Origin of the sequence: Streptomyces sp. CA-288835, from assembly GCF_050936385.1 — a bacterium.
Classification (GTDB): Bacteria; Actinomycetota; Actinomycetes; order Streptomycetales; family Streptomycetaceae; genus Streptomyces.
The window spans coordinates 2997296-3017615 of the sequence record NZ_JBNJMW010000001.1; the positions used below are offsets into that span (position 1 = coordinate 2997296).

At 68.9% G+C, this 20320-nt stretch carries 18 protein-coding genes; 7 read left to right on the forward strand and 11 right to left on the reverse strand.

Annotated features, from left to right (window positions below; genetic code table 11):
• Window positions 1-78 precede the first annotated feature (78 nt).
• From ACQEVY_RS13455 to ACQEVY_RS13470, 4 genes are all read left to right on the forward strand, one after another.
• On the forward strand, window positions 79-3342 hold the full coding sequence (locus ACQEVY_RS13455) for a nitrate- and nitrite sensing domain-containing protein (RefSeq protein WP_432948104.1): 3264 nt from the start codon (window positions 79-81) through the stop codon (window positions 3340-3342).
• A gap of 10 nt (window positions 3343-3352) precedes the next feature.
• Complete coding sequence (locus ACQEVY_RS13460) at window positions 3353-3766, forward strand: roadblock/LC7 domain-containing protein (protein ID WP_033321188.1); 414 nt, start codon at window positions 3353-3355, stop codon at window positions 3764-3766.
• A 95-nt stretch (window positions 3767-3861) separates the two neighbouring features.
• Window positions 3862-4461 (forward strand): DUF742 domain-containing protein, encoded by a 600-nt coding sequence (locus ACQEVY_RS13465; RefSeq protein WP_432948106.1) that lies wholly within the window; start codon window positions 3862-3864, stop codon window positions 4459-4461.
• Window positions 4442-5023, forward strand: coding sequence for a GTP-binding protein (locus tag ACQEVY_RS13470; RefSeq protein WP_031224757.1), 582 nt, complete (start codon window positions 4442-4444; stop codon window positions 5021-5023). The genes ACQEVY_RS13465 and ACQEVY_RS13470 overlap by 20 nt, the downstream gene beginning before the upstream one ends.
• Before the next feature lie 161 nt (window positions 5024-5184).
• Here the strand turns inward: ACQEVY_RS13470 and ACQEVY_RS13475 are convergent, their stop codons facing one another.
• The 7 genes from ACQEVY_RS13475 to ACQEVY_RS13505 all read right to left on the reverse strand — a co-directional run bounded on the left by ACQEVY_RS13475 (window position 5185) and on the right by ACQEVY_RS13505 (window position 14746).
• Window positions 5185-5373, reverse strand: coding sequence for an acyl-CoA carboxylase subunit epsilon (locus ACQEVY_RS13475; protein WP_432948108.1), 189 nt, complete (start codon window positions 5371-5373; stop codon window positions 5185-5187).
• Window positions 5374-5419: 46 nt separating this feature from the next.
• The gene (locus ACQEVY_RS13480) at window positions 5420-7024 is read right to left on the reverse strand and encodes an acyl-CoA carboxylase subunit beta (protein ID WP_432948110.1); all 1605 of its coding nucleotides are present in this window, start codon (window positions 7022-7024) and stop codon (window positions 5420-5422) included.
• A 155-nt stretch (window positions 7025-7179) separates the two neighbouring features.
• Entirely contained in the window at window positions 7180-8469 is a 1290-nt protein-coding gene (locus ACQEVY_RS13485) for an ABC transporter substrate-binding protein (RefSeq protein WP_432948112.1), read from the reverse strand.
• Window positions 8466-9548: a hypothetical protein gene (locus ACQEVY_RS13490; RefSeq protein WP_432948114.1), complete on the reverse strand. Its 1083-nt coding sequence runs from the start codon at window positions 9546-9548 to the stop codon at window positions 8466-8468. The genes ACQEVY_RS13485 and ACQEVY_RS13490 overlap by 4 nt, the downstream gene beginning before the upstream one ends.
• A complete protein-coding gene (locus ACQEVY_RS13495) occupies window positions 9545-10954 on the reverse strand; it encodes a hypothetical protein (RefSeq protein ID WP_432948116.1) in 1410 nt (469 codons plus the stop codon). The genes ACQEVY_RS13490 and ACQEVY_RS13495 overlap by 4 nt, the downstream gene beginning before the upstream one ends.
• A gap of 85 nt (window positions 10955-11039) precedes the next feature.
• On the reverse strand, window positions 11040-13346 hold the full coding sequence (locus ACQEVY_RS13500) for a tetratricopeptide repeat protein (RefSeq protein WP_432948118.1): 2307 nt from the start codon (window positions 13344-13346) through the stop codon (window positions 11040-11042).
• Window positions 13343-14746, reverse strand: coding sequence for a S1 family peptidase (locus tag ACQEVY_RS13505; protein WP_432948120.1), 1404 nt, complete (start codon window positions 14744-14746; stop codon window positions 13343-13345). The genes ACQEVY_RS13500 and ACQEVY_RS13505 overlap by 4 nt, the downstream gene beginning before the upstream one ends.
• 407 nt (window positions 14747-15153) lie before the next feature.
• Between ACQEVY_RS13505 and ACQEVY_RS13510 the strand changes: the two genes are divergently transcribed.
• Together ACQEVY_RS13510 and ACQEVY_RS13515 are read left to right on the forward strand one after the other, a co-directional pair.
• Entirely contained in the window at window positions 15154-15756 is a 603-nt protein-coding gene (locus ACQEVY_RS13510) for a YceI family protein (RefSeq protein ID WP_432948121.1), read from the forward strand.
• 194 nt (window positions 15757-15950) lie between these two features.
• Window positions 15951-16676, forward strand: a complete 726-nt coding sequence (locus tag ACQEVY_RS13515; protein ID WP_432948123.1) for a hypothetical protein — start codon at window positions 15951-15953, stop codon at window positions 16674-16676.
• Here the strand turns inward: ACQEVY_RS13515 and ACQEVY_RS13520 are convergent.
• The 4 genes from ACQEVY_RS13520 to ACQEVY_RS13535 all read right to left on the reverse strand — a co-directional run bounded on the left by ACQEVY_RS13520 (window position 16673) and on the right by ACQEVY_RS13535 (window position 19219).
• Window positions 16673-17305, reverse strand: coding sequence for a YdeI/OmpD-associated family protein (locus tag ACQEVY_RS13520; protein ID WP_432948125.1), 633 nt, complete (start codon window positions 17303-17305; stop codon window positions 16673-16675). The two genes, ACQEVY_RS13515 and ACQEVY_RS13520, sit on opposite strands and share 4 nt — an antisense overlap.
• A 67-nt stretch (window positions 17306-17372) precedes the next feature.
• Window positions 17373-17633 (reverse strand): hypothetical protein, encoded by a 261-nt coding sequence (locus ACQEVY_RS13525; RefSeq protein ID WP_432948127.1) that lies wholly within the window; start codon window positions 17631-17633, stop codon window positions 17373-17375.
• 66 nt (window positions 17634-17699) lie between these two features.
• On the reverse strand, window positions 17700-18269 hold the full coding sequence (locus ACQEVY_RS13530) for a maleylpyruvate isomerase N-terminal domain-containing protein (RefSeq protein WP_432948129.1): 570 nt from the start codon (window positions 18267-18269) through the stop codon (window positions 17700-17702).
• A 74-nt stretch (window positions 18270-18343) separates the two neighbouring features.
• Window positions 18344-19219 (reverse strand): aminoglycoside phosphotransferase family protein, encoded by an 876-nt coding sequence (locus tag ACQEVY_RS13535; RefSeq protein ID WP_432948131.1) that lies wholly within the window; start codon window positions 19217-19219, stop codon window positions 18344-18346.
• Window positions 19220-19726: 507 nt separating this feature from the next.
• Between ACQEVY_RS13535 and ACQEVY_RS13540 the strand changes: the two genes are divergently transcribed.
• Window positions 19727-20221, forward strand: coding sequence for an N-acetyltransferase (locus ACQEVY_RS13540; RefSeq protein ID WP_432948133.1), 495 nt, complete (start codon window positions 19727-19729; stop codon window positions 20219-20221).
• Window positions 20222-20320: the final 99 nt, after the last annotated feature.

The window sequence follows — 20320 nt, forward strand, 5'->3', positions numbered from 1 at the left end:
CTGAACTGCCCGGTAGCCCAGGGCTGGAAGACACACGCGGCACAACGTTGGTGCCGACGCCGAGAGGTTGTTGGTCGAGTGAGGCGAAGCAAGAACGGTCCCGAGCCGTCGGCGCGGGGCAACTTCACCCCGCCGCCGCGCGGAGCGGCACCCGCACCCGTGCCCCGGAAGACGGAGCCGACGGCGCCACCCGCGTCCAGCGGCAGCCGGTTGTCTCCGCGTAACTGGCGCGTACCGACCAGACTGAATGCCATCCTGCTCATACCCGTGCTGGTCGGCCTGGTCATGGGCGGCTTCAACGTGAAGGCCTCGATCGACACCTGGAACGAGGCCCAGGACGCCGAGAAGATCGCGCAGATCGTGGAAACCGCCTCGGAGTACGCGGCGGCCCTGCTGAACGAGCGCGACCTCTCCGCCGAGCCGCTCCTCAAGGAGAAGCGCTCCGAAGAGGACCAGAAGGTCATCGACCAGGTCCGCGCCACCACCAACAAGAAGGCCGACGCCTTCCACGAGTCCGTCGAGGGCATGCCCTCCGGATACGGCCTGGAGCGCCGGCTTCAGCTCGTGGAGAAGGCCGAGCCGACTCTCGCGAAACTGCGCGACGACGCGTTCAAAACGTCGCAGGACCCGGTGAAAACCGAAGAGGACTACGTCGACATCGAGCACTATTTGCTCGAGTTCACGAACGAGCTGGGTCTCGGCACCGGAAACATCACCAGCTATGGCCGGACCGTGTACGCCGTCGCGCTGGCCAAGGGCGCCGCCTCGCTGCAGCGCTCGATCGGTATGCACCTGCTCGTCAGGCCCAGCGAGGACGAGGCCATCTACAACCGGCAGCGGGTCGCGTTCACCTCCTACGCCTACCTGGAGGGCATCGCCGTCCAGGAGTACATCTCCGGCGGCACGGCGCAGGACGCCCAGAAGCTCAAAACGGTCATGGCGCAGAAGACCCAGGCGGGCCAGCAGCGGGTCGCCGAGGCCGAGCGGCAGGCCGAGGCCGCGGGCCGCGAGTTCGTGGCCCCGCCCGCGCTGGACGAGATGGTCCAGGGAGTCGCCGCCAGGAGCCCTGAGGACCTGGCCACGAAGGGCATCACCCCGGAAACCTGGATGGCCGCGTCCACAGCCAAGTTCGAAGGCTACGACCAGATCGAGAACGAGCTCATCGACAGGGCCGTCTCCGACGCGGGCGAGATCGCCTCCGACGCACAGCGCGACGCCATCATCAACGGCGCGATCGTCATCATCGCCCTGCTCGCCGCGTTCATCATCGCCTCGCTCATGGCTCGCCAGATGAGCCGCTCGATGCGCCAGCTGCGCAACGCGGCCTTCGGTGTCGCCGAGCAGCGCCTGCCGATGCTGGTCGACCAGCTCTCGCGTACCGACCCGGGCCGGGTCGACACCCGCGTCGCGCCCATCCCGATCACCTCCACGGACGAGATCGGCGAGGTCGCCCGCGCCTTCGACCAGGTCCACCGCGAGGCCGTCCGGCTCGCCGCCGAACAGGCCCTGCTGCGGGGCAACATCAACGCGATCTTCACCAACCTCTCGCGCCGCAACCAGTCACTGATCGAGGGCCAGCTGACCCTGATCACCGACCTGGAGAACAACGAGGCCGACCCGGACCAGCTGGAGAACCTCTTCAAGCTGGACCACCTGGCGACCCGTATGCGCCGCAACGGCGAGAACCTCCTGGTCCTCGCCGGCGAGGAGCCCGGCCGCCGCTGGGACCAGCCGGTCCCGCTGGTCGACGTGCTCCGTGCCGCCTCCTCCGAGGTGGAGCAGTACGAGCGCATCGAGCTGTCCGGAGTCCCGGAGGCCGAGATCCACGGCCGCGCCGTGACCGACCTCGTGCACCTGCTGGCCGAGCTGCTGGAGAACGCCACCACGTTCTCCTCGCCGCAGACCAAGGTCCGCGTCACCGCGACCCGTCTCCCCGACGGCCGCGTGATGATCGAGATCCACGACAAGGGCATCGGCCTCACCGCCGAGGACTTCGCGGACATCAACCACAAGCTGGCCAACCCGCCGACCGTGGACGCCGCGATCTCGCAGCGTATGGGCCTGTTCGTGGTCGGCCGGCTGTCCGACCGGCACGGCATCCGGGTCCAGCTGCGCCCCTCCGGCGAGCAGGCCGGTACGACCTCGCTCGTCATGCTGCCCGACGCGATCACCCATGGTGGTGGCGGCGACCAGAACCTCCAGGGCGACGAGTTCACCGTCTCGCAGATCATCCCGGAGCAGCAGCAGTCCTTCCAGGGCGAGAACTTCCAGGGCCCGCCCATGCGCACGGCCGCCGAGCTGGGCTTCGACGACAGCCGCTACGACAACGTCCCGGACGACATACGCGAGCTCGACCCCGTCGGCCGCTCGCTGATGCGCGAGGAACGCCGAGCGGCCCTCGAGGCCCAGTCGCAGCAGCCGGAGCTCGAAGCCGGTTCCTTCCGCGAGGACTACGACCGTCAGCAGCCCGGATACGACGACGGCCGGTCCGGCTACGACGGCAACCAGTCCGGCTACGAGCCCCAGCAGCCCGCCTACGACGAGGGCAGGCCCGCGTACGACGGCGCACCGGCCGCGTACACCGAGCAGCCCGCGTACGACCAGCAAACGGCGTACGAGGAGCCGCAGCAGCCTGCGTACGACGAGACGTACTTCCCGTCGAACCCGTCGAACGGCGGCTATCCGGAACCCTCCTATGCGGAGCCGGTTCAGGAGGAGCGGCCGCAGGCCCCCGGATCCTCGCAGGACAGGTTCTCGCCGTTCGAAGCCCAGTCCTACCAGGACGACTGGCCCCAGCAGGACGAGTACCGGAACGGGTATCAGTCCGAGTACGCTCCGGAAACGGAATCCACGCAGGCCGCTGACGTGGCCAAGCAGGACCGCGTAGGCTTCGATCGTCCGGGACCGGCCCCCTCCGCCGCCCACGAGCTGACCGACGCCGGGCTTCCGCGCCGCGGTTCGACCGCGAACGGCGCGAGCAGTCGGCAGCCCGTGAGCAAGGAAGCGCCGGCCACCTCGGACACCAACGGCAGCGGCAGCAACGGCAGCGGCGACTGGCGGTCGGCCAACGACCAGCGGTGGCAGCGCGCCGAACAGCTGAAGAAGCCGAAGGCGGGCGGGGTCACCTCCTCCGGCCTGCCGCGGCGGGTACCCAAGGCCAACCTGGTCGAGGGCACCGCCGAGTCGTCCCACCAGGGCGGCCCCCAGGTCTCCCGCGCCCCCGAGGACGTCCGGGGCAGGCTGAGCAACCTGCGCCGGGGCGTCCAGCGGGGACGTAACGCAGGCAGTGAAACGAACGGCCAGGGCTTCGGTCCTGATAGCACCTACAACCAGGAGCGTTAGTGTGAGCCCGATGAGCCAGGCGGCGCAGAACCTGAACTGGTTGATCACCAACTTCGTGGACAACACCCCCGGGGTGTCTCACACGGTGGTGGTCTCCGCCGACGGACTCCTTCTGGCGATGTCCGAAGGCTTTCCGCGCGACCGCGCCGACCAGCTGGCGGCCGTCGCGTCGGGTCTTACCTCGCTGACCGCGGGCGCGTCCCGCATCTTCGAGGGTGGCAGTGTGAACCAGACCGTTGTGGAGATGGAGCGAGGATTCCTCTTCATCATGTCCATTTCCGATGGTTCTTCGCTCGCGGTCCTTGCACATCCGGAAGCGGACATCGGCCTCGTTGGGTACGAGATGGCCCTTTTGGTGGACCGTGCCGGTACGGTCCTGACGCCTGATCTGCGGGCGGAGCTTCAGGGAAGCCTGCTCAACTAGCAGACAAGCGATGCATTTTGGCGTCCCGTGGCCGTAAGGTTTCGGACACGGCTATCCAGAGTGATGGGTGCCCGGCACAGTCGGAGGAGGAGAAAGTGGCAACACCCCCAGGCGGTTCGTCTTCGGGCAACTGGTCTTACGGTCCTGGCCAGGGCCAGGACCAGGGTGCCGGTGCGCAGAACCCGAACCGGTACAACTTCCCCTCCGCGCCCAGCCACCGGCAGCACCAGCCGTACGCGCCCCAGAGCCCCCAGGGCCCTGGTCCCTCGCCGTACGACCAGCCGTCGGCGCCGCGCATCCAGCCCGTACAGCCGCAGCGCCGCTCCCCTGAGCCGTCCCCTGCCGGCGGGGCCTCAAACCCTCTGGTGCGTCCGTACGCCATGACGGGCGGCCGCACCAGGCCGCGGTACCAGCTCGCCATCGAGGCGCTGGTGCACACCACCGCGCAGCCGCACCAGATGCAGGGCCAGCTGCCCGAGCATCAGCGGATCTGCAACCTCTGCCGGGAGATCAAGTCGGTGGCCGAGATCTCGGCCCTGCTCACCATCCCTCTCGGCGTGGCCAGGATTCTCGTCGCCGACTTGGCGGAGGCGGGCCTGGTCGCCATCCATCAGCCCGGCGGCGACGAGAACGCCGGCGGCCAGCCAGACGTGACACTGCTCGAAAGGGTGCTCAGTGGACTTCGCAAGCTCTAGCGGCGGTCCTTCCCGCTCAACCACCTCGGCGAAGATCGTGGTGGCGGGTGGCTTCGGCGTGGGCAAGACCACGTTCGTCGGGGCCGTCTCGGAGATCAACCCGCTGCGTACCGAGGCCGTCATGACGTCCGCGTCCGCGGGCATCGACGACCTCACCCACACCGGAGACAAGACGACGACCACCGTCGCCATGGACTTCGGCCGTATCACCCTGGACCAGGACCTGATCCTGTACCTCTTCGGTACGCCCGGCCAGGACCGCTTCTGGTTCATGTGGGACGACCTGGTACGCGGCGCCATCGGCGCGGTCGTTCTGGTCGACACCCGGCGTCTTGCCGACTGCTTCCCGGCGGTCGACTACTTCGAGAACAGCGGGCTTCCGTTTGTGATCGCCCTCAATGGGTTCGACGGCAATCAGCCGTACAACCCGGATGAGGTGCGTGAGGCGCTGCAGATCGGTCCGGATACGCCGATCATCACGACTGATGCGCGGCATCGGGCCGATGCGAAGTCGACTCTGATCACGTTGGTTGAGCATGCGCTGATGGCGCGGTTGCGGTAGCGCTGGCCGCGTGGAGCACGAAAGGGCGCCCTCTCCTTTTTGGAGAGGGCGCCCTTTTTCGTGTGTGCGGCCACCGGGCTGCCCCTACGGGGGGGTTGCCCGGGTGCGGGCCGTATGTGGCTGGTCGCGCAGTTCCCCGCGCCCCTTAAGGGGCGCTGCTGCTAGCGCCAGCTGTGTGGGGCCCGGAAGCCCGGCTCGCGCTCGAGGCGGCGCCAGCCGGCCTTGGTGCGGCCGCGGTGGGTCGGGATCGTGGGAGTGGCGGCTGCGCGGGCCAGGAGGATGGCCGTGATGGCGGCTACTTCCTCGGGCTCGGCGTGGCCCTTCTCGACTCGGATGTCAGGGGTGCTCATGGGCGTAAGTCTCCGTGAGTGAGGTTTCCGCAGGGGGACCGCAGAGTTACTGCGGCGGGTTTCCGTGCTTGCGGGACGGCAGATCGGCGTGCTTCGTGCGGAGCATCGCCAGCGAGCGGATCAGTACTTCGCGGGTCTCGGTGGGGTCGATCACGTCGTCCACCAGGCCGCGTTCAGCCGCGTAGTACGGGTGCATCAGCTCGGCCTTGTACTCCTTGACCATGCGGGCTCGCATGGCCTCGGGGTCCGCGGCCTCGGCGATCTGCCGGCGGAAGATCACATTGGCGGCACCTTCGGCTCCCATCACTGCGATCTCGTTGGTCGGCCAGGCGTACGTGAGGTCCGCACCGATGGACTGGCTGTCCATCACGATGTAGGCGCCTCCGTACGCCTTACGGAGAATCAGCGAGATCCGGGGCACGGTCGCGTTGCAGTACGCGTACAGCAGCTTCGCTCCGTGGCGGATGATCCCACCGTGCTCCTGGTCGACGCCGGGCAGGAAGCCGGGGACGTCCAGAAGAGTGATGATCGGGATGTTGAAGGCGTCGCACATCTGCACAAAGCGTGCGGCCTTTTCGCTGGCCTCGATGTCCAGGACGCCTGCCAGGGACTGCGGTTGGTTGGCGACGATGCCGACCACCTGGCCGTCGAGGCGGGCCAGGGCGCAGATGATGTTGCGGGCCCAGCGCTCGTGGATCTCCAGGTAGTCGCCGTCGTCGACGAGTTCCTCGATGACCTTGGTCATGTCGTACGGCCGGTTGCCGTCCGCCGGGACGAGGTCCAGCAGGACGTCGGAGCGGCGGTCGGCGGGGTCCTCGGAGTCCGTGTGGGGCGGGTTCTCGCGGTTGTTCTGCGGCAGCATCGACAGGAGGTAGCGCACCTCGTGGAGGCAGGTCTCCTCGTCGTCGTACGCGAAGTGCGCGACGCCGGAGGTCTCGGCGTGCACGTCCGCGCCGCCGAGGCCGTTCTGGGTGATCTCCTCGCCGGTGACGGCCTTGACGACGTCCGGGCCGGTGATGAACATCTGCGAGGTGTCGCGGACCATGAACACGAAGTCCGTGAGCGCCGGGCTGTAGGCGGCGCCGCCCGCACACGGGCCGAGCATCACACTGATCTGCGGGATGACGCCGGACGCCTTGGTGTTGCGCTGGAAGATGCCGCCGTAGCCGGCCAGCGCGCTGACGCCTTCCTGGATACGGGCGCCCGCGCCGTCGTTCAGCGAGACCAGCGGCGCCCCGGCGGCGATGGCCATGTCCATGATCTTGTGGATCTTCGTGGCGTGGGCCTCGCCCAGCGCACCGCCGAAGATCCGGAAGTCATGGGCGTACACGAAGACCGTACGGCCCTCGACCGTGCCCCAGCCGGTGATCACACCGTCCGTGTACGGCTTCTTGGCCTCCAGGCCGAAGCCCGTGGCCCGGTGCCGGCGCAGCTGCTCGACCTCGTTGAACGAGCCCTCGTCCAGCAGGAGTTCGATGCGTTCCCGGGAGGTCAGCTTGCCCTTGGCGTGCTGCGCCTCGGTCGCCTTGTCGCTGGGTCCGCGCAGGGCCTCCGCACGGATCGCGTGCAGTTCGGCCACGCGCCCGCGGGCGTCGGTGGGTTCTCCTGCGGCTTCTGGGGCGGAGGATCCGGCATCGTCCAAAACGGTCATGTAGCGACCTTACGAAGTCCACCGTCGAAACCGGGCCGTCGATTCCTCACAGTCTCCGGGTCGTTTTCCTGGTACCCCTGAACAGAACGCCAGGGGCATGCGGGTCAACCACCAGCTCAGGGGCGGTCTGGCTTGTTGGGGTTCTACAAAGGGGGCTACTGTGGCGTGCTGCACACGTCGGTGCGGGCGAACTCGTTCTTGGGTTGGTTCTCCTGCACACGCTGGACGTCGGCAAGGATGTCCTTGACGCTCTCATTCCCCCTGCCCTGGCTGTACCGGGCGAGGGTCAGCAGGGTCGCCTCGTAGAAGGCGTCGCGTACCGCGGGGGGCATCACGTCCGAGGCGTCCAGGCAGCGAGGGGTGTCTTCGGAGGTGAGCCGGTTGACGACTTCCCTCTCCAATCCACCTCTCTTGGAGCGGACCTTGTTGTTGGCGGAGAACACTCCGGCTTTGTCGGCCCAGGTTTGCTGGTGCTCTTTGGAAGCGAGCTCTCTCAGCAGTTTCTTGGCCTGAGGCCTGCTGCTGAACAGGGCGGCGAAGTCTCCGGTCACCTCGTGGGCCTGCACGCCGTAAGGACCGCGGGGCAACAGGTCGGCCGAGTCCGTGAAGTCAACATCCTTGGCTCTCTCGTTGAAGTCGACATCCTTGGCGCTGCCCTCGCTGTAGAAGAAGGGCGCGAAGGAGCCCTGATGCTCCAGCGAGCATCCCTTCTGGCTGAACAGGAGTCCATTGCTGTCGTCGTCGGCCCCCCGGTGGTCGGCGATCAGTGCCCGCGCGGCCAACCCCTTCTTGCCTTGCGTGAGCAGGTCACCCCAGGCATTCCAGGCGTCCATCACCGGCTTGTCGGTCCATTTCAGCTCGCCTCGCACCCATTGCTCGTACACCTTGGGTCCGGAGCCCTGTAGCACCAGGTCCTCGATCCAGTCGCTGCCGGGCCAGCCCGAGGGGCCGTCGTCGCCCATGCCCATGCACCAACTCGTTGGCGGTGCGGGCGATTTGGGTGGTTCGGTGCCCTTGCGATGCCAGACGATGCTCTTCAGGTCGGCTCTCAGCGGCACCCAGTACACGTCTTCCGTGCCTTTGCCGGAGGGCAGCCAAGGCGGGCCGTACTCGCTCTTCCTGTAGACGTCGCCCAGTTTCGCGAGGCGCCCCTGGTGGGCGTACTCGGCGAGTTCACCGAGGCCGGGCATGATCACGATGTCCGGGGGCTCGCCCGCCTGCACCTGCGAGAGCAGCACCTCGCGCTGCGCGGCGGTGCCCTGGTACTCGTACGGGATGCCGATGTCCTCCAGGAGCTCTTTGAACTCCTCTTCCTGGGAACTGGTCCAGGTGCCGAGGATGGTGACCTCCTCCTCGCTTTCCGTCTGGCCCGGCGCGGCGAGTTCGCAGCTCGATGCCGTGAAGAGCAGGGCGCAGGCGAGGAGTACGGTGCGGAACCTGGTCAACGGGCCCTCCAGTAGTCGGCGTTGAGCCTGCGTCCGATGCCGGTGGCAGGCAGGAGGAAGACGAGGATGCCGCCGCCCAGCGCGCCGTAGTACACCGAGTTCTGCCACTCGTGTGCGCTGAGTTCCTTGCGTACTTCCTGAGACTCTTTGGAGACCTTGGTCTGGGCGCCGTCGAGCCTCGCGCGCGCGTCAGTGGTGTCCTCCTTCGTTTCGCGCTCGGTCTGCTTCGCGACGGTTGTGATCGCGGTGAGCTTGTCTCGGGCGTTGTCCAGGTGCCGCTGGGTGACTGTCGTAGCGAGGAGTGGGACCACGGCGAGGGCGACGGTGAGTACGAGGGCGCTGAGCAGCCAGGGGTTGTAGTCGCGGCCGCAGCGGTCGCGCAGTACCCACAGCGCGGACAGCAGTGTCAACGCGAGGATCAGCAGGGCGAGTTCGGCGACGACCCAGCCCGTGTACCCGAGTACGCCCATCGTGGCGAGCCCCTCCGCGCGATACATCTGCCGGTCCTGAAGGTCATCCAGACGCGGCACCAAGCCGACCCCGGGGCGAGTGAGTAGTGAGCTCGCCACGGTGAACTTCTGGTCCTGCATGGGCTTGTCGTCGTGGTGATGGAGTGCACCGAGCGTGATGGAGTTGTCGTACGAGTCGAGCAGGCCATTGATCGTGCCGAGGTCGTCACTGGTCCTCTCGGCTAGCCGGGACAAGGTCTGGTCGGCCGCCGAGAGCTGCGACTGGTAGCTCTCCCTCGCGCCCGCCAGGCCGTCGAGGCCTCTCCCGACCGTGTGGCGGGCTTCCCAGTCGGCGCGCAGCAGCGCGAGCCGGGTCGCGGCCACGTCCTGCACCGCGGGGGCGGCCTGTGATCGCAGCCCGTCGGCGCTCAGCGCCACTTCGCGGTACGAGACCAGCAGCGCGGTGACCGCGACGACCGCTGCGAGGGCCATCGCCAGGAGGTGGAATTCCAGGAGTCTGCGGGTCCGGTAGCGGCTGAGTCGTCTGCGGTACGCGGCTGACGGCCCCGTCCCTGTGCGAGGGTCGGAGCCGGCCGGTGTTTCGGAGCGCTTCGTCGCCTGGTCGCTCACAGCAGTTGCCCTCCGCATTTGATGCAGTAGCGGGCCTCACGTCCCGCGGGGTGCTGACATTTCCTGCAGCGCGGGCCGCCGCCTGTCCTGATCGGGGTCTCGATCAGCGGTCCGCCGGGCCGAGATCCGGCCCACAGGATCTTCTGGCCAAGCGTTTCGGTGTTCACCGTGGCGTGCAGCCGGACCCGGCCCGCCTCGGCGTCGATGATGTCCGCGAAGACACGTATGTTCTCCAGCACACGCTCGACGCCGAGCCGCGTGGCGAGACGCGCGGCCTCGCCCAAGTGCCGCTCGGCGAGCTCGCGTTGCAGCGGATCGAGGGCGCGGAGGCCGGTGCGCAGAGCGAGGTGCATGGCCGTGACGTCCTGCATGCTGCGGACGCTTGCGCCGCCTTCCGGGGCCACGACGCAGGGGTTTCGCTCGTCGGCGCGATGCCAGCGGGCTATCACGGGCACGGACTGATCGCCGATGCTGACCACGGCGAACTGGAGGTCGGTCTCCAGCGGGTCGCCCTCGGCGTCCACGGCCAGGGTGAGCAGGTAGTCGCGGACACCGGACTCCCACTGGTACGTCGGGAACCGCCAGCGGTGCGGGCGTCCCGGCTCTCCCGGCTCGAACAGACCGCCGAGCCGGTGCGGCCGTGGCGCCTTCTCGCCGAGGGCGACCTGGCGGACGGCGAGCCGGGCGGTCACCTCGATGGGCAGCTCGGGGCTGTGCACCCGGCGCAGCCGCCGGATCGCCCCCGTGATCGCGTTGCCCAGCCGCTCCTCCACGAACTCGGCGGTGCCGTGCAGGCGTTCGGCGATGGTCAGCAGCGGCTCGGGCTCCCAGTCGTTGCCGATGGCCAGCACATCGCAGGTGAACTGCCCGGCACAGGCGTCGAGTTCCTCCTCCAAGCGAGTTTCGCCCGGGCCACTGCTGCCGTCGGTGATCAGCAGCAGATGACGTACGGACAAGGGGCGGGCGGCGAACAGGGCCCGGACCCGGGCCATCCATACGGCGTACCCGGCCGGGCGCGGGTCCTCCCGGTGGAGGGCGAGGCCTTGGGCCGCGAAGGCGGCGCGGCGCTTGTCGTCCGTGTCGGCTATGGCCCAGTCCTCGCCGCCGACCGGGTAGCACGGTTTCGGCTCGGGGCCGGAGCCGAGTACGGCGTAGGAGATGCCGTCGGGCAGGGCGCGCAGTGCTGCGGGCAGGGCGTGCCGAACGGTGTGGCGGCGCGGCTCGGCGACGTCGAGGGCGATGATCACGGCGAGTTCGACGGCCGGGAGTTCGGCGGGGGCACCGGTGTCGGCGATCTCGACGCGCAGATGGGTCTCAAACTGTGCGCTTCGATGCGGGCGCAGATCGCGTTCGTGATCGACGGAGAGCCGAATGTCCAGATGTGGCGGCCGGGTGGGGCTGCTCATGAGTCCTCCAGCACTCCTTCGCTTGGTGCGCTCATGTGTGCTTCGGCTGTGGCTGTCGCTGTGCCTGTGCGGGGTCGGGCCGGGGTCAGACGAGGGTCTGCGGTCGTATCGCGTGGGACAGGTCGACCAGGTACTCGTGCGCGGCGGCCGAGTCCTGGTGACGTACGGCCAATTGCCGGTAGTGCTGCTCCAGTTGCTCGCGTACGTCCCGCTCCGCGACCGACAGCGGGCGGCGCGGCCCGAGGCGGTCGCCGCGTGCGTACAGCGCGTCGAGCTTCCACTCATACAGCTCGGTACGCAGCCGCAGCGCCTCGTCCTCGGAGAGCCGCAGCTCGGAGGCACCCGGTGCCTGCTCGCCGACGCGCTTCAGCTCGTCGAGGCCGGCGTCCACGTCGGCGGGGGCGGGCAGCGAGTGTGATCCGGCGGGCAGCCGTGCGGCCCGGACGCGCAGGGCGGCGATGGCGGCCACGGTGTGGTCGAGCGAGCCGACGGGGACCCGGCCGAGCACGTCCAGGGCGGCCGCGCGGTCGCCGGCGCGCAGCGCGATCCGGGCCAGGCCCAGGGCGGCGCCGCCGTGCGAGCGGTTGCGGGCGAGTACGGACTCGTACAGCTGCCGAGCGGTGGGCTCGGCGCCCCCGCCCACTCCCGCTCCTGCCCTGGCCGCCTCGCTGAGCGCTTCCAGACAGTAGGCGAGCGCCAGTTTCGGCGCGTACTCGCCGGGCAGATCGAAGCGGACCTCGGTGAAGTGCTCCTGGGCCTCGGCGATTTGGCGCGTATCGTCGTAAAGGTCGGCGCGGCGCAGGGCGATCAGCCCGCGGTGCCACTGGAGCCGCCAGTCGCGTACGGCCCGGGGTCCGGGGATGGAGTCGGCTGTGTCGAGTTCCTCCTGGGCGCGCTCCAGGTCGTCTCTGCCGTCCCGGCCCACCAGGACCCGTACGTTGTGCAGGCAGATCTCCACCGAGGTGGGTCTCTCGGTGTCCTGGCTCAGGAGTTTGCCGGGGTCGTAGCCACTGCTTATCTCGAACTGGCTGGTCTGCGGATCGCCTGGATAGCGCCGCGGCAGCGGAAGATAGCGGGCGATTTCGGTGGGGGTGGGTGCGCCGAGGTCCAGGGCGGGCGCTGTGGGCGGGCTGTGCCGGTCGCGGCGTGGGCGGGCCAGCCAGTGGTCGAGCCCGGGCACCGTGCCGAGCCGCGCGCCGAGCAGCTGGGCGGACGGCCGGAAGTACGCGGAGGGCTCGGGCGGGTCGGTCTTGCCGCGCAGGGCCCGGATCTCCCGCAGCGCGCCGCGCAGTTGGCCGGCCATCTCCTGGGCGTCGGCGAATCGGCGGCCGGGATCCCTACGGGTGGCACGCTCGACGACCCAGTGGAAGGAGGCCGTGCCGAGCCCCGGTACGTCGTCGCCGACGGCATAGGTGGCCAGTTCGCGCAGGGTGACGCCGACGGTGTGCAGATCATGGGCGACGGTGAGGGTGGTGGTGTTCTCCGACTCGGGCGCCATATAGCCGGGGGTGACGTGGGCGGGCGGCTCGCTCTGGCCCTGCTCGCGCATCCCGCCGAGGTCGATGACCTTGACGCCGTCCTTGTGGTGCACGACGTTGGACGGCTTCAGGTCCCCGTACACGAACTGCTTCTCGCCCCCGGCGTGCAGATGACCGAGCGCTTCGAGGATCTGACAGCCGTACGTCGCGACGTGCTCGATGTCGAGCACGTACTCCCCTCGCCTGGTCTCCTCCATGACCGCTTGGAGGGTGCGGTCGCCTACGTCGTCCATGACGATGTAGCCGCCGGTGACCTTGCCGGACTTGTCGCGGTGGCTGACGAAGTCGCGGATCTGGACGATGCGGGGGTGGCGGATGGCGACGAGATTGCGGCGCTCGACGTCCGCGTGCTTGGGGCCGTCCTCCTCGTACCGGTTGAGCAGGCCCTTGACGGCGACCCAGTCGCGGAGGTTGTTGTCGCGGGCGAGATAGACCCAGCCCTGGCCGCCGTGCGCGATGGGCCCGATGATCTCGTACTTGTCGCCCAGCACAGCGCCGCGAGTCAGTTCGGGCCGGTACGAGTAGGGCGTGCCGCAGGCCGGGCAGTGGCCCTCTATCGGCACCGGTCCCTCGGTGTAGGGCGGGGCGAAGGTGATGCCGCACTCCGCTTTGGAGCAGGTCATCCGGATACGCAGCGGGCCTTCGGCGCTGATCAGGCGCTCCTCGGGGGCCCGCGGTTCGTGTTCTGGCAGGGCCAGCAGCTCCCTGGGGCCGAACTCCATGGGTTTCTCGGGGAGTTGGGGCAGGCCCGGGTCGTTCGTCGCGGCGCGACCGCACTCGGCGCAGTAGCCGGTGGGCAGGACGGCGCCGCCGCACGGGGCGCCGGTGAAGCGGCGGTGCGGGCAGGAGGTCATGCCGGTCCTCCGTGGGAGCGGAGGCCCGCGCGCCTGTAGAAGCTGAGGTCCGTGCGCAGCCTCTTGATCAGCTCGCGCAGCCGCTTCAGCCGCTCCTGTGGATCGCTGATGCCGTCGATCGCGCGGCGTTCGGTACGACGCAGATCGACCACCAAGGACTCCGAGCCCAGCGAGCCGCTGCTGACCACGCCTATCTTGACTGCGTGGTCGACCTCAAAGTTGTTCAGATCGGTGAGCAGCAGGTCCGCGTGGTCCTCGAGCGCGGGCGCCAGCAGTACGTCGCGGGCCGCCGTCCAGCCGGTGCCGCCCTCGGTACGGAAGACGATCAGCAGCCTGAAGCCCACTCTGCGCAGCCTGTCCAGAAGCTCTATCAACGGCCGGGGGTCGGGCTCCTGGTCCAGGCCGTCGACGGCGACAACGGGTCGTGGTGGCTTGGGCTTCTGGTCCATGCCGTCGACCGCGGCGACGGGTGGTTCAGGCTCGCGCAGCCTCACCGCGCCCGGACTGCGCCGGGTGCCGAGCAACCAGTCCCAGTACGCCAGATACTCTCGTCCAGGCGTGTACGCGATGTAGTCCAGGGCGCGGTCTGCCAGTGCGGGTCTGCTGGAGCGGCCGCCCTGGTAGCGCAGCTCGGCGCGGTGCAGCAGGAACTGCAGCGCGCGGTCTTTGCCGCTGTCCGGAGGCACGACGGTGATCTTCACCGGATCCTCGTCGGGGCCCTCGAACCAGGTGCTCAGCCGGCCCTCGAAGCCGTGGTCCCAGGCACCCGGACCGATCAACTCCTTGACCCTGGGCGACAGTTCGGCGATGCGCTCGATGGGGATGAGATACGAGAAGGCGAGCACGTTGTCCTCGGGCAGCGGCATCCCCCTGTCGCCGCGCCAGCTGACGATCAGGCCGACCACCCGGGGTGGATTCTGGTCGTCCGGCATGGTGCACACGGCGGCGCCGCTGAAGCCCCGGCGGACGACCCCTCTGCGGTGGACGGCGTCCACCTGCACCCACTCACCGCTCATGCCACCGATCGTGCCTTGCAGGGCCATGCCATCTTTGAAGCCCTTCGCGTACCCGGTGGCGTACACCGGGAGTCCGGCCCACATCCGGGGTTCCAGCGTGGCAGGGCGGGCCTGCGGGCGCGGGCTCTCCAGCCGGAGTAACGCGACGTCCTCGCCCTGCCCGTCGGGACCGGGCAGCCAGCCGTCCCTGGCGACGCGCGCCGCCACCGGTTCGATCTTCCGGTTCTCGGCGAACTCCACCCACATGACGTCGTTGCGGTCAGGCACCACGTGCGCACACGTCATCACGAGGTCCGGATCGATCAGCACGCCCGCACCGCACACCGGCCCGCTCGCGTCCCCGCGTCGCAGCCTCAACCGCCAGTCCGCTTGTAGCTCCCCCATGCCACATCAGCGTACGCGCGTCGCATGGCCTCTCCCTAGACCCGTGACCAGGATTGACCGGTCAACGAGCGGAAGTGGTACGGGAGATGACCTGGCGGGGACCGGAACCGGCCGGTCCGGCGCCCGAGGCCGCCGACGGTTCAATGTGCCCCGTATGAGCGACCCCGCGACTCTCATGTCCGCGCGGGGCCTGTCCGCGCGGGGCCTGTCCGCGCGGGGCCTGTCCGCGCGGGGCCTGTCCGCGCGGGGCCTGTCCGCGCGGGGCCTGTCCGCGTGGGGCCTGTCCGCGTGGGGCTCGAAATACTTCCTGAGACTTCCTGAGACCCGGAATACATCCCTTGCGAACCTCGTTGAAGATTAAACCAGCCTCGGTGCAGCGCCGAGGCTCGTCCCCCAAGGAGCCAGTCATGGGTCTCTTCAGCAACAAGGACGCCGGCGACACCACCACGGCCACCCCCGCCGCCGACCTGTCCGCCCTCACCGGCGACTACACCATCGACCCGTCCCACACCACCATCGGCTTCGTCGCCCGGCACGCCATGGTCACCAACGTCAAGGGCAGCTTCACCGACTTCTCCGGCAGCCTGCACCTGGACGGCACCGACCCGTCCCAGTCGACCGCGACCATCGACGTCAAGATGGACAGCATCGCCACCGGCAACGCCGACCGTGACGGCCACCTCAAGAGCGCCGACTTCTTCAAGACGGACGAGTTCCCGACGATGACGTTCCGCTCCACCAAGGCGGAGTCCCTCGGCGGCGACGACTACCGCATCACCGGCGACCTCTCGATCCTCGGCACCACCAAGGAGCTCTCCATCGACCTGGAGTTCAACGGCTCCGCGAAGGACCCCTTCGGCAACGAGCGCGTCGGCTTCGAGGGCAAGGCGGAGATCCTGCGCTCGGAGTGGGGCCTCACGTGGAACGCGGCGCTGGAGACGGGTGGCGTGCTCATCTCGGACAAGGTCAAGCTGAACTTCGACATCTCGGCGATCAAGAACGCCGGCTGATCCCTGGGGGTCTGTCTCTGCTCACGTCCCGTCACGGCCCGCCGCTCTGGGCCGGCCTTCCGGGCGGAACTCCTGCGACTTTTTTGTGTGCGTAACGTGCAACAGCCGTACCCGGTACGGCTGTTGACGCACGATGAAATTTCCTGGCGACCCGGCATGGGGAGTCCAGGGAAGTCCAGTTCCAGGAGAAGCAGTTGAGCACGAAGACGGGACCGCAGCGCTACCCCTACGCCAGCCGGAAGCACTGGTACCAGGACGAGTACGGCGGCGATGCGATGGAGGTCAACGCCGTAGTCCTGCACACCACGGAGGGCCGCACCCTGCCGGACTACGGCGGCGGAGCCTCGGCCCCGAACCTCACGGCGGTGCCGGACCTGTCGGCCAAGAAGCTGCGCTGGTACCAGCACTTCGACATCGAGACCTCGTCCCGCGCCCTGGTCAACGAGTCGGGCGGTGTGGAGACGAACGCCCTCAACGTCTGCCAGCTCGAACTCGTCGGCACCTGCGACCCGAGCACCCACGCCAAGTGGGAGGAGGCGGGCCAGTCACACATCTACTGGCCGAAGGCCCCCGACTGGGCCCTGCAAGGCGTCGCCCGCTTCCTGGCCTGGATGCACGCCGAACACGACGTACCCCTGTCCGGCCCGAAGGAGTGGCCCGCCTACCCGAAGTCGTACGGGAACGAAGGCGGGCAGCGGATGAGCGGCGCAGAGTGGAACGACTTCAAGGGCGTGTGCGGGCACATGCACGTCCCCGAGAACGACCACGGGGACCCCGGAGCGATCGACTTCTCCCAGCTCATCAAGTACGCGAAGGAGGCGCCGGACGCGAAGGCCGACGGGCAGGGCGAGCAGGAGGAAGGCTGGACGGCGCGCTTGACCGGGGCCTTTCGGCGCTGGACGGGTGCTGATCGGCCTTAGGGGCTGCCCGGCCCCGGCCCCGGCCGCCCTGGACCCGGGCCACCCTGGCGCCCGGCTGATCCCAGCTCAGCGATCGCCTTCTCCAGCCGAGCGGCCCTGACCTCCGGAGTCCTGGCCTTCAACAGCCCCAGCATGACCTGATACTGCCCGGTCCTGCCGAGCCGCTCGAAGGCCTCCTTCGCGCGGGGATCGCTTTCCAGCGCGGCGGTCAGGTCGTCCGGAACCGTGGCGTTGCGCTGCGACTCGTACGCAGCCGCCCAGCGCCCGTCCGCCTTGGCCGCCGCCACCTCCGCGAGCCCCCGGGGCCGCATACGCCCGGCCGCCGTGAGGGCCTCGACCTTGCGCACGTTCACCATGGACCACTCGCTGCGCGGCCGGCGCGGGGTGTACTTCTGCAGAAAGTGCGTCTCGTCATGGCGCCGCCGCTGCCCATCGATCCACCCATGGCAGAGCGCCACATCGAGAGCCTCCGCCACGGTGACGGTGGTCCGACCGGAGCCCTTCTTGGCGACCTTCAGCCAGATGCCGCGCGCAACCTCAGCGTGAGCACCGAGCCAGGCGTCGAGCTGTTCGGCGTCGTCGAAAACCTTGATCTCCAGGCCGTCGAGGGTGCCGTGGCGAGTGTCCATGGGTGCAGGGTAGAGCGCGAGTAGGACAGCTTCCGTCCTATAGGAGGCTCCCGTCCTATTGAGGCTGCTACTCCCCTCCGTACAAGCGCTCAAGATCCACCAGGACCACTTCACCCTTGGCCTCGGCGGCCCGTAGGTCATCCGTGAATCCCGCGCCGCTGTAACAGGTGAGCCTCACTGCTGACGTGTCGGTCCCGCGCCCCGCGAGCAGCGACTCGACGTGACGCAGGCGGTCGAGGTGTCCGACGCCCATGACCTGGTCCCACTTGGCCTCGCCGAGGGAGAGCAGGACTCCGTTGTCCTGGCCCACGGCGCCGCGTACGACCACGTCGATCTCGTGACTCGTCTGCGCGCAGCAGAGTCCGTCACCCTTCCTCGTGCGGGGTCAGCTCGATCAGTCCGGTCGTGCTGCTTCCCACCTCCATGAGGTTTGGCGAGGGAGGCCGTCGAGTTCTCCGCGGCCGGTGTACCAGAGGAGTACCTGGGTGGGGTCTCCGGGCGGGGCGGTGGGGACGAGCCGGTTGAGTACTGCTGCGCTCAGCGGTGCTGGTGGCAGCCAGGGCACGGACAGTCCCTGCGTGATGTCGTAGGTATGCAGCAGGGTTTCGGCGACGCCCATCGCCGCGAACCCTTCGGGGTCGCACGGGCCCCAGTGCCAGGCCCTCAGGGTCGGGTCGGCTGTGGCCAGGGCGCTGCTGAGCAGTCCGCCGCAGGCGGTGACGGCCTGGAGTACTTCGGCCGGCGAGGCAGTGGGGCGTACGTTCAGGTCGATGGGCAGGTAGGCGTCGGCGGGCTGTGCTGCCAGCTGCCCTGCGTAGGCCAGCAGGTCGTGGCCGATGTGGGCTGCTGTTTGCCAGCAGGTCCATTCGAGCGGCCCCGCCGGCACCGTCCAGTCCTCGGCGGTGTGGGGGCCAAGCACCCGCAGCATCTCTGCCACGGCGGCGTCGACGTCGTGATGGTCCATGCAGAGCTCCTCGCGGTCCGTGTTGTGGGAGTGGGCTGTGCCGGTTGCAGCACTAGCAAGTAGCTAGGCGTGCGTCAGTCGACGACCGGGTCCTCGAGTACCCGGATGAGCACCTGGCTCTGGAAGCCCTCGGGGTCGGGGCTGGACAGGCCGGCCATGGTCACCAGTGCCTTCCACAGGGCCCAGCCGCGGGCTCGGCGCCAGGTGTCGTCGGGGAGGCCGGCGGCCTCGCGGAAGGCCTTGCGCTCATCGCCCTCGAAGTACGTCCAGGCCATGACGAGGTCGCAGGCGGGGTCGCCTACGCCGGACGTGCCGAAGTCGATGACGGCGGACAGGGCGCCGTCGGTGGCGAGCAGGTTGCCGACGGCGATGTCACCGTGGAACCACGTCGGTGGGAGGGGCCAGGCCGAGGTCAGCGCGCTCGCCCAGACCGCCTCGCATGCGGCTACGTCGACGACTTCCTTGAGCTTTTCGAGGGCGGACTCGACCTGATCTCCGTAGGCGCTGGGGTGGCAGCCACGGAAGTAGGAGTGAACCCCGGCGGCCGGGCCCTGCCGGGCAGGGGCCTGGCGCAGAGCGGTCAGGAAGCCACCGAGGTCGCGGGCCAGCCGGGTTCGGTCGATGTCCGTTGCCGCCTCGACCGTCTCTCCCGGCAGCCAGCGTCGTACCGACCACGGAAACGGGTAGGCCGCCGCCGGGCGGCCTACGGCGACCGGTTCCGGCACGGGCAGCGGCAGGTGCCCGGCCAGGACAGGCAGCCAGCGGTCCTCCTTCTCGACGGCAGCCACGTACCCCTCCGCACTCGGCAGGCGTACGGCCAGCTGCTCGCCGAGCCGAAAGGTCCGGTTGTCCCAGCCCTGGCGTGCCACGGGCTCGACGGGAAGGTCGCTCCACTCGGGAAACTGGTCCGAGACCAAGGTGCACACGAGTTCCTCGGTGATGTCGATCACCGGTCCAGTCTGCGTGCCCTGTCCGCGCCGGGGCACGTGCTTTTCGTCAAGGTCCGGATGTGGGGCGGCCGTTGGGCGCGGGGACGTCGTTCTTGCGTACCGCGAATGGCGAGTTCGCTCACCCAGTGCAGTACGTCGTCGCTGCGCTCGGCCGCCGCCCAGTCGGAGAGGCCGTCGCGGATGAACTCGCGGGCCAGGCGGATCGATCGGCGGTCGCGGCGGTAGAACGCCTCGCGGGCGTGGAGGGGTTGTGGCCGGCCGCCGGAATCGGGGCGTTGCGACTCCGGTGTTGCCGCCCGTGTGACCGGCGTCGTCGAAGCGTCCGCCGCTGCCCGCTCCGTCCTCGCGTACGAGAATGTCCCGACGGTCCAGGGGCTCTCTCCGCGGAAAGCGTGACACTTTTCGGGAGAGTGTCACGCTTTTCGCAACTCGCCCTCCGGCAGAGGGGGTTCGCCGTCCGGATATTAACCCGGTGCGGGACCTGCCCTTCGCCCGTAGCCTTCCGCCATGACCTGGCTGCCCTCGGACTTCGTCCATCCCGTACGTGTTGAACTGCCCGGTGGGCAGTATCTCCGGCCGATCAGTGGAGCCGATGCTCCGATCGACTATCCCGCCGTCATGGGGTCGCGGGAGCGGTTGTGGAGCATCTTTGGGGAGGCCTGGGGGTGGCCTGCGGCGACCATCACGTATGAGGCGAACAAGGCGGATCTTGAGCGGCATGCGGCTGAGATCGAGGCTCATGAGTCGTTCAATTACGTGTTGTTCGACGCGGCGGGCACCACCGAGTACGGGTGTGTCTACATCGATCCGCCGGAGAAGGCGGGCGCTGATGCCGAGGTCTCGTGGTGGGTGGTGGACGACGTCGTCGGGAGTGAACTGGAGCGGGAGCTCGACGCGTTCGTGCCTCGGTGGATCGAGGAGGCATGGCCCTTTGAGCGGCCGCGGTTCATCGGGCGGGATCTGACGTGGAAGGAGTGGCTGGCTCTGCCGGATGTCGGCTGAACCACCCCCGGACCCTCAGAAGCGTTTGCCAGTACCAAGACGTCGCTGCGGCGGGACGGTGCGCCACACAGGGCGCAGCGACCAGAGAGTGAAGAGTGA

Bases quoted from the DNA above. Each gene is read 5' to 3' on its own strand.
- ACQEVY_RS13460 (WP_033321188.1), top strand. From the start codon at position 3,353: ATGAGCCAGGCGGCGCAGAACCTGAACTGGTTGATCACCAACTTCGTG.
- ACQEVY_RS13475 (WP_432948108.1), bottom strand. From the start codon at position 5,373: ATGAGCACCCCTGACATCCGAGTCGAGAAGGGCCACGCCGAGCCCGAG.
- ACQEVY_RS13480 (WP_432948110.1), bottom strand. From the start codon at position 7,024: ATGACCGTTTTGGACGATGCCGGATCCTCCGCCCCAGAAGCCGCAGGA.
- ACQEVY_RS13495 (WP_432948116.1), bottom strand. From the start codon at position 10,954: ATGAGCAGCCCCACCCGGCCGCCACATCTGGACATTCGGCTCTCCGTC.
- ACQEVY_RS13500 (WP_432948118.1), bottom strand. From the start codon at position 13,346: ATGACCTCCTGCCCGCACCGCCGCTTCACCGGCGCCCCGTGCGGCGGC.
- ACQEVY_RS13505 (WP_432948120.1), bottom strand. From the start codon at position 14,746: ATGGGGGAGCTACAAGCGGACTGGCGGTTGAGGCTGCGACGCGGGGAC.
- ACQEVY_RS13510 (WP_432948121.1), top strand. From the start codon at position 15,154: ATGGGTCTCTTCAGCAACAAGGACGCCGGCGACACCACCACGGCCACC.
- ACQEVY_RS13520 (WP_432948125.1), bottom strand. From the start codon at position 17,305: ATGGACACTCGCCACGGCACCCTCGACGGCCTGGAGATCAAGGTTTTC.
- ACQEVY_RS13530 (WP_432948129.1), bottom strand. From the start codon at position 18,269: ATGGACCATCACGACGTCGACGCCGCCGTGGCAGAGATGCTGCGGGTG.
- ACQEVY_RS13540 (WP_432948133.1), top strand. From the start codon at position 19,727: ATGACCTGGCTGCCCTCGGACTTCGTCCATCCCGTACGTGTTGAACTG.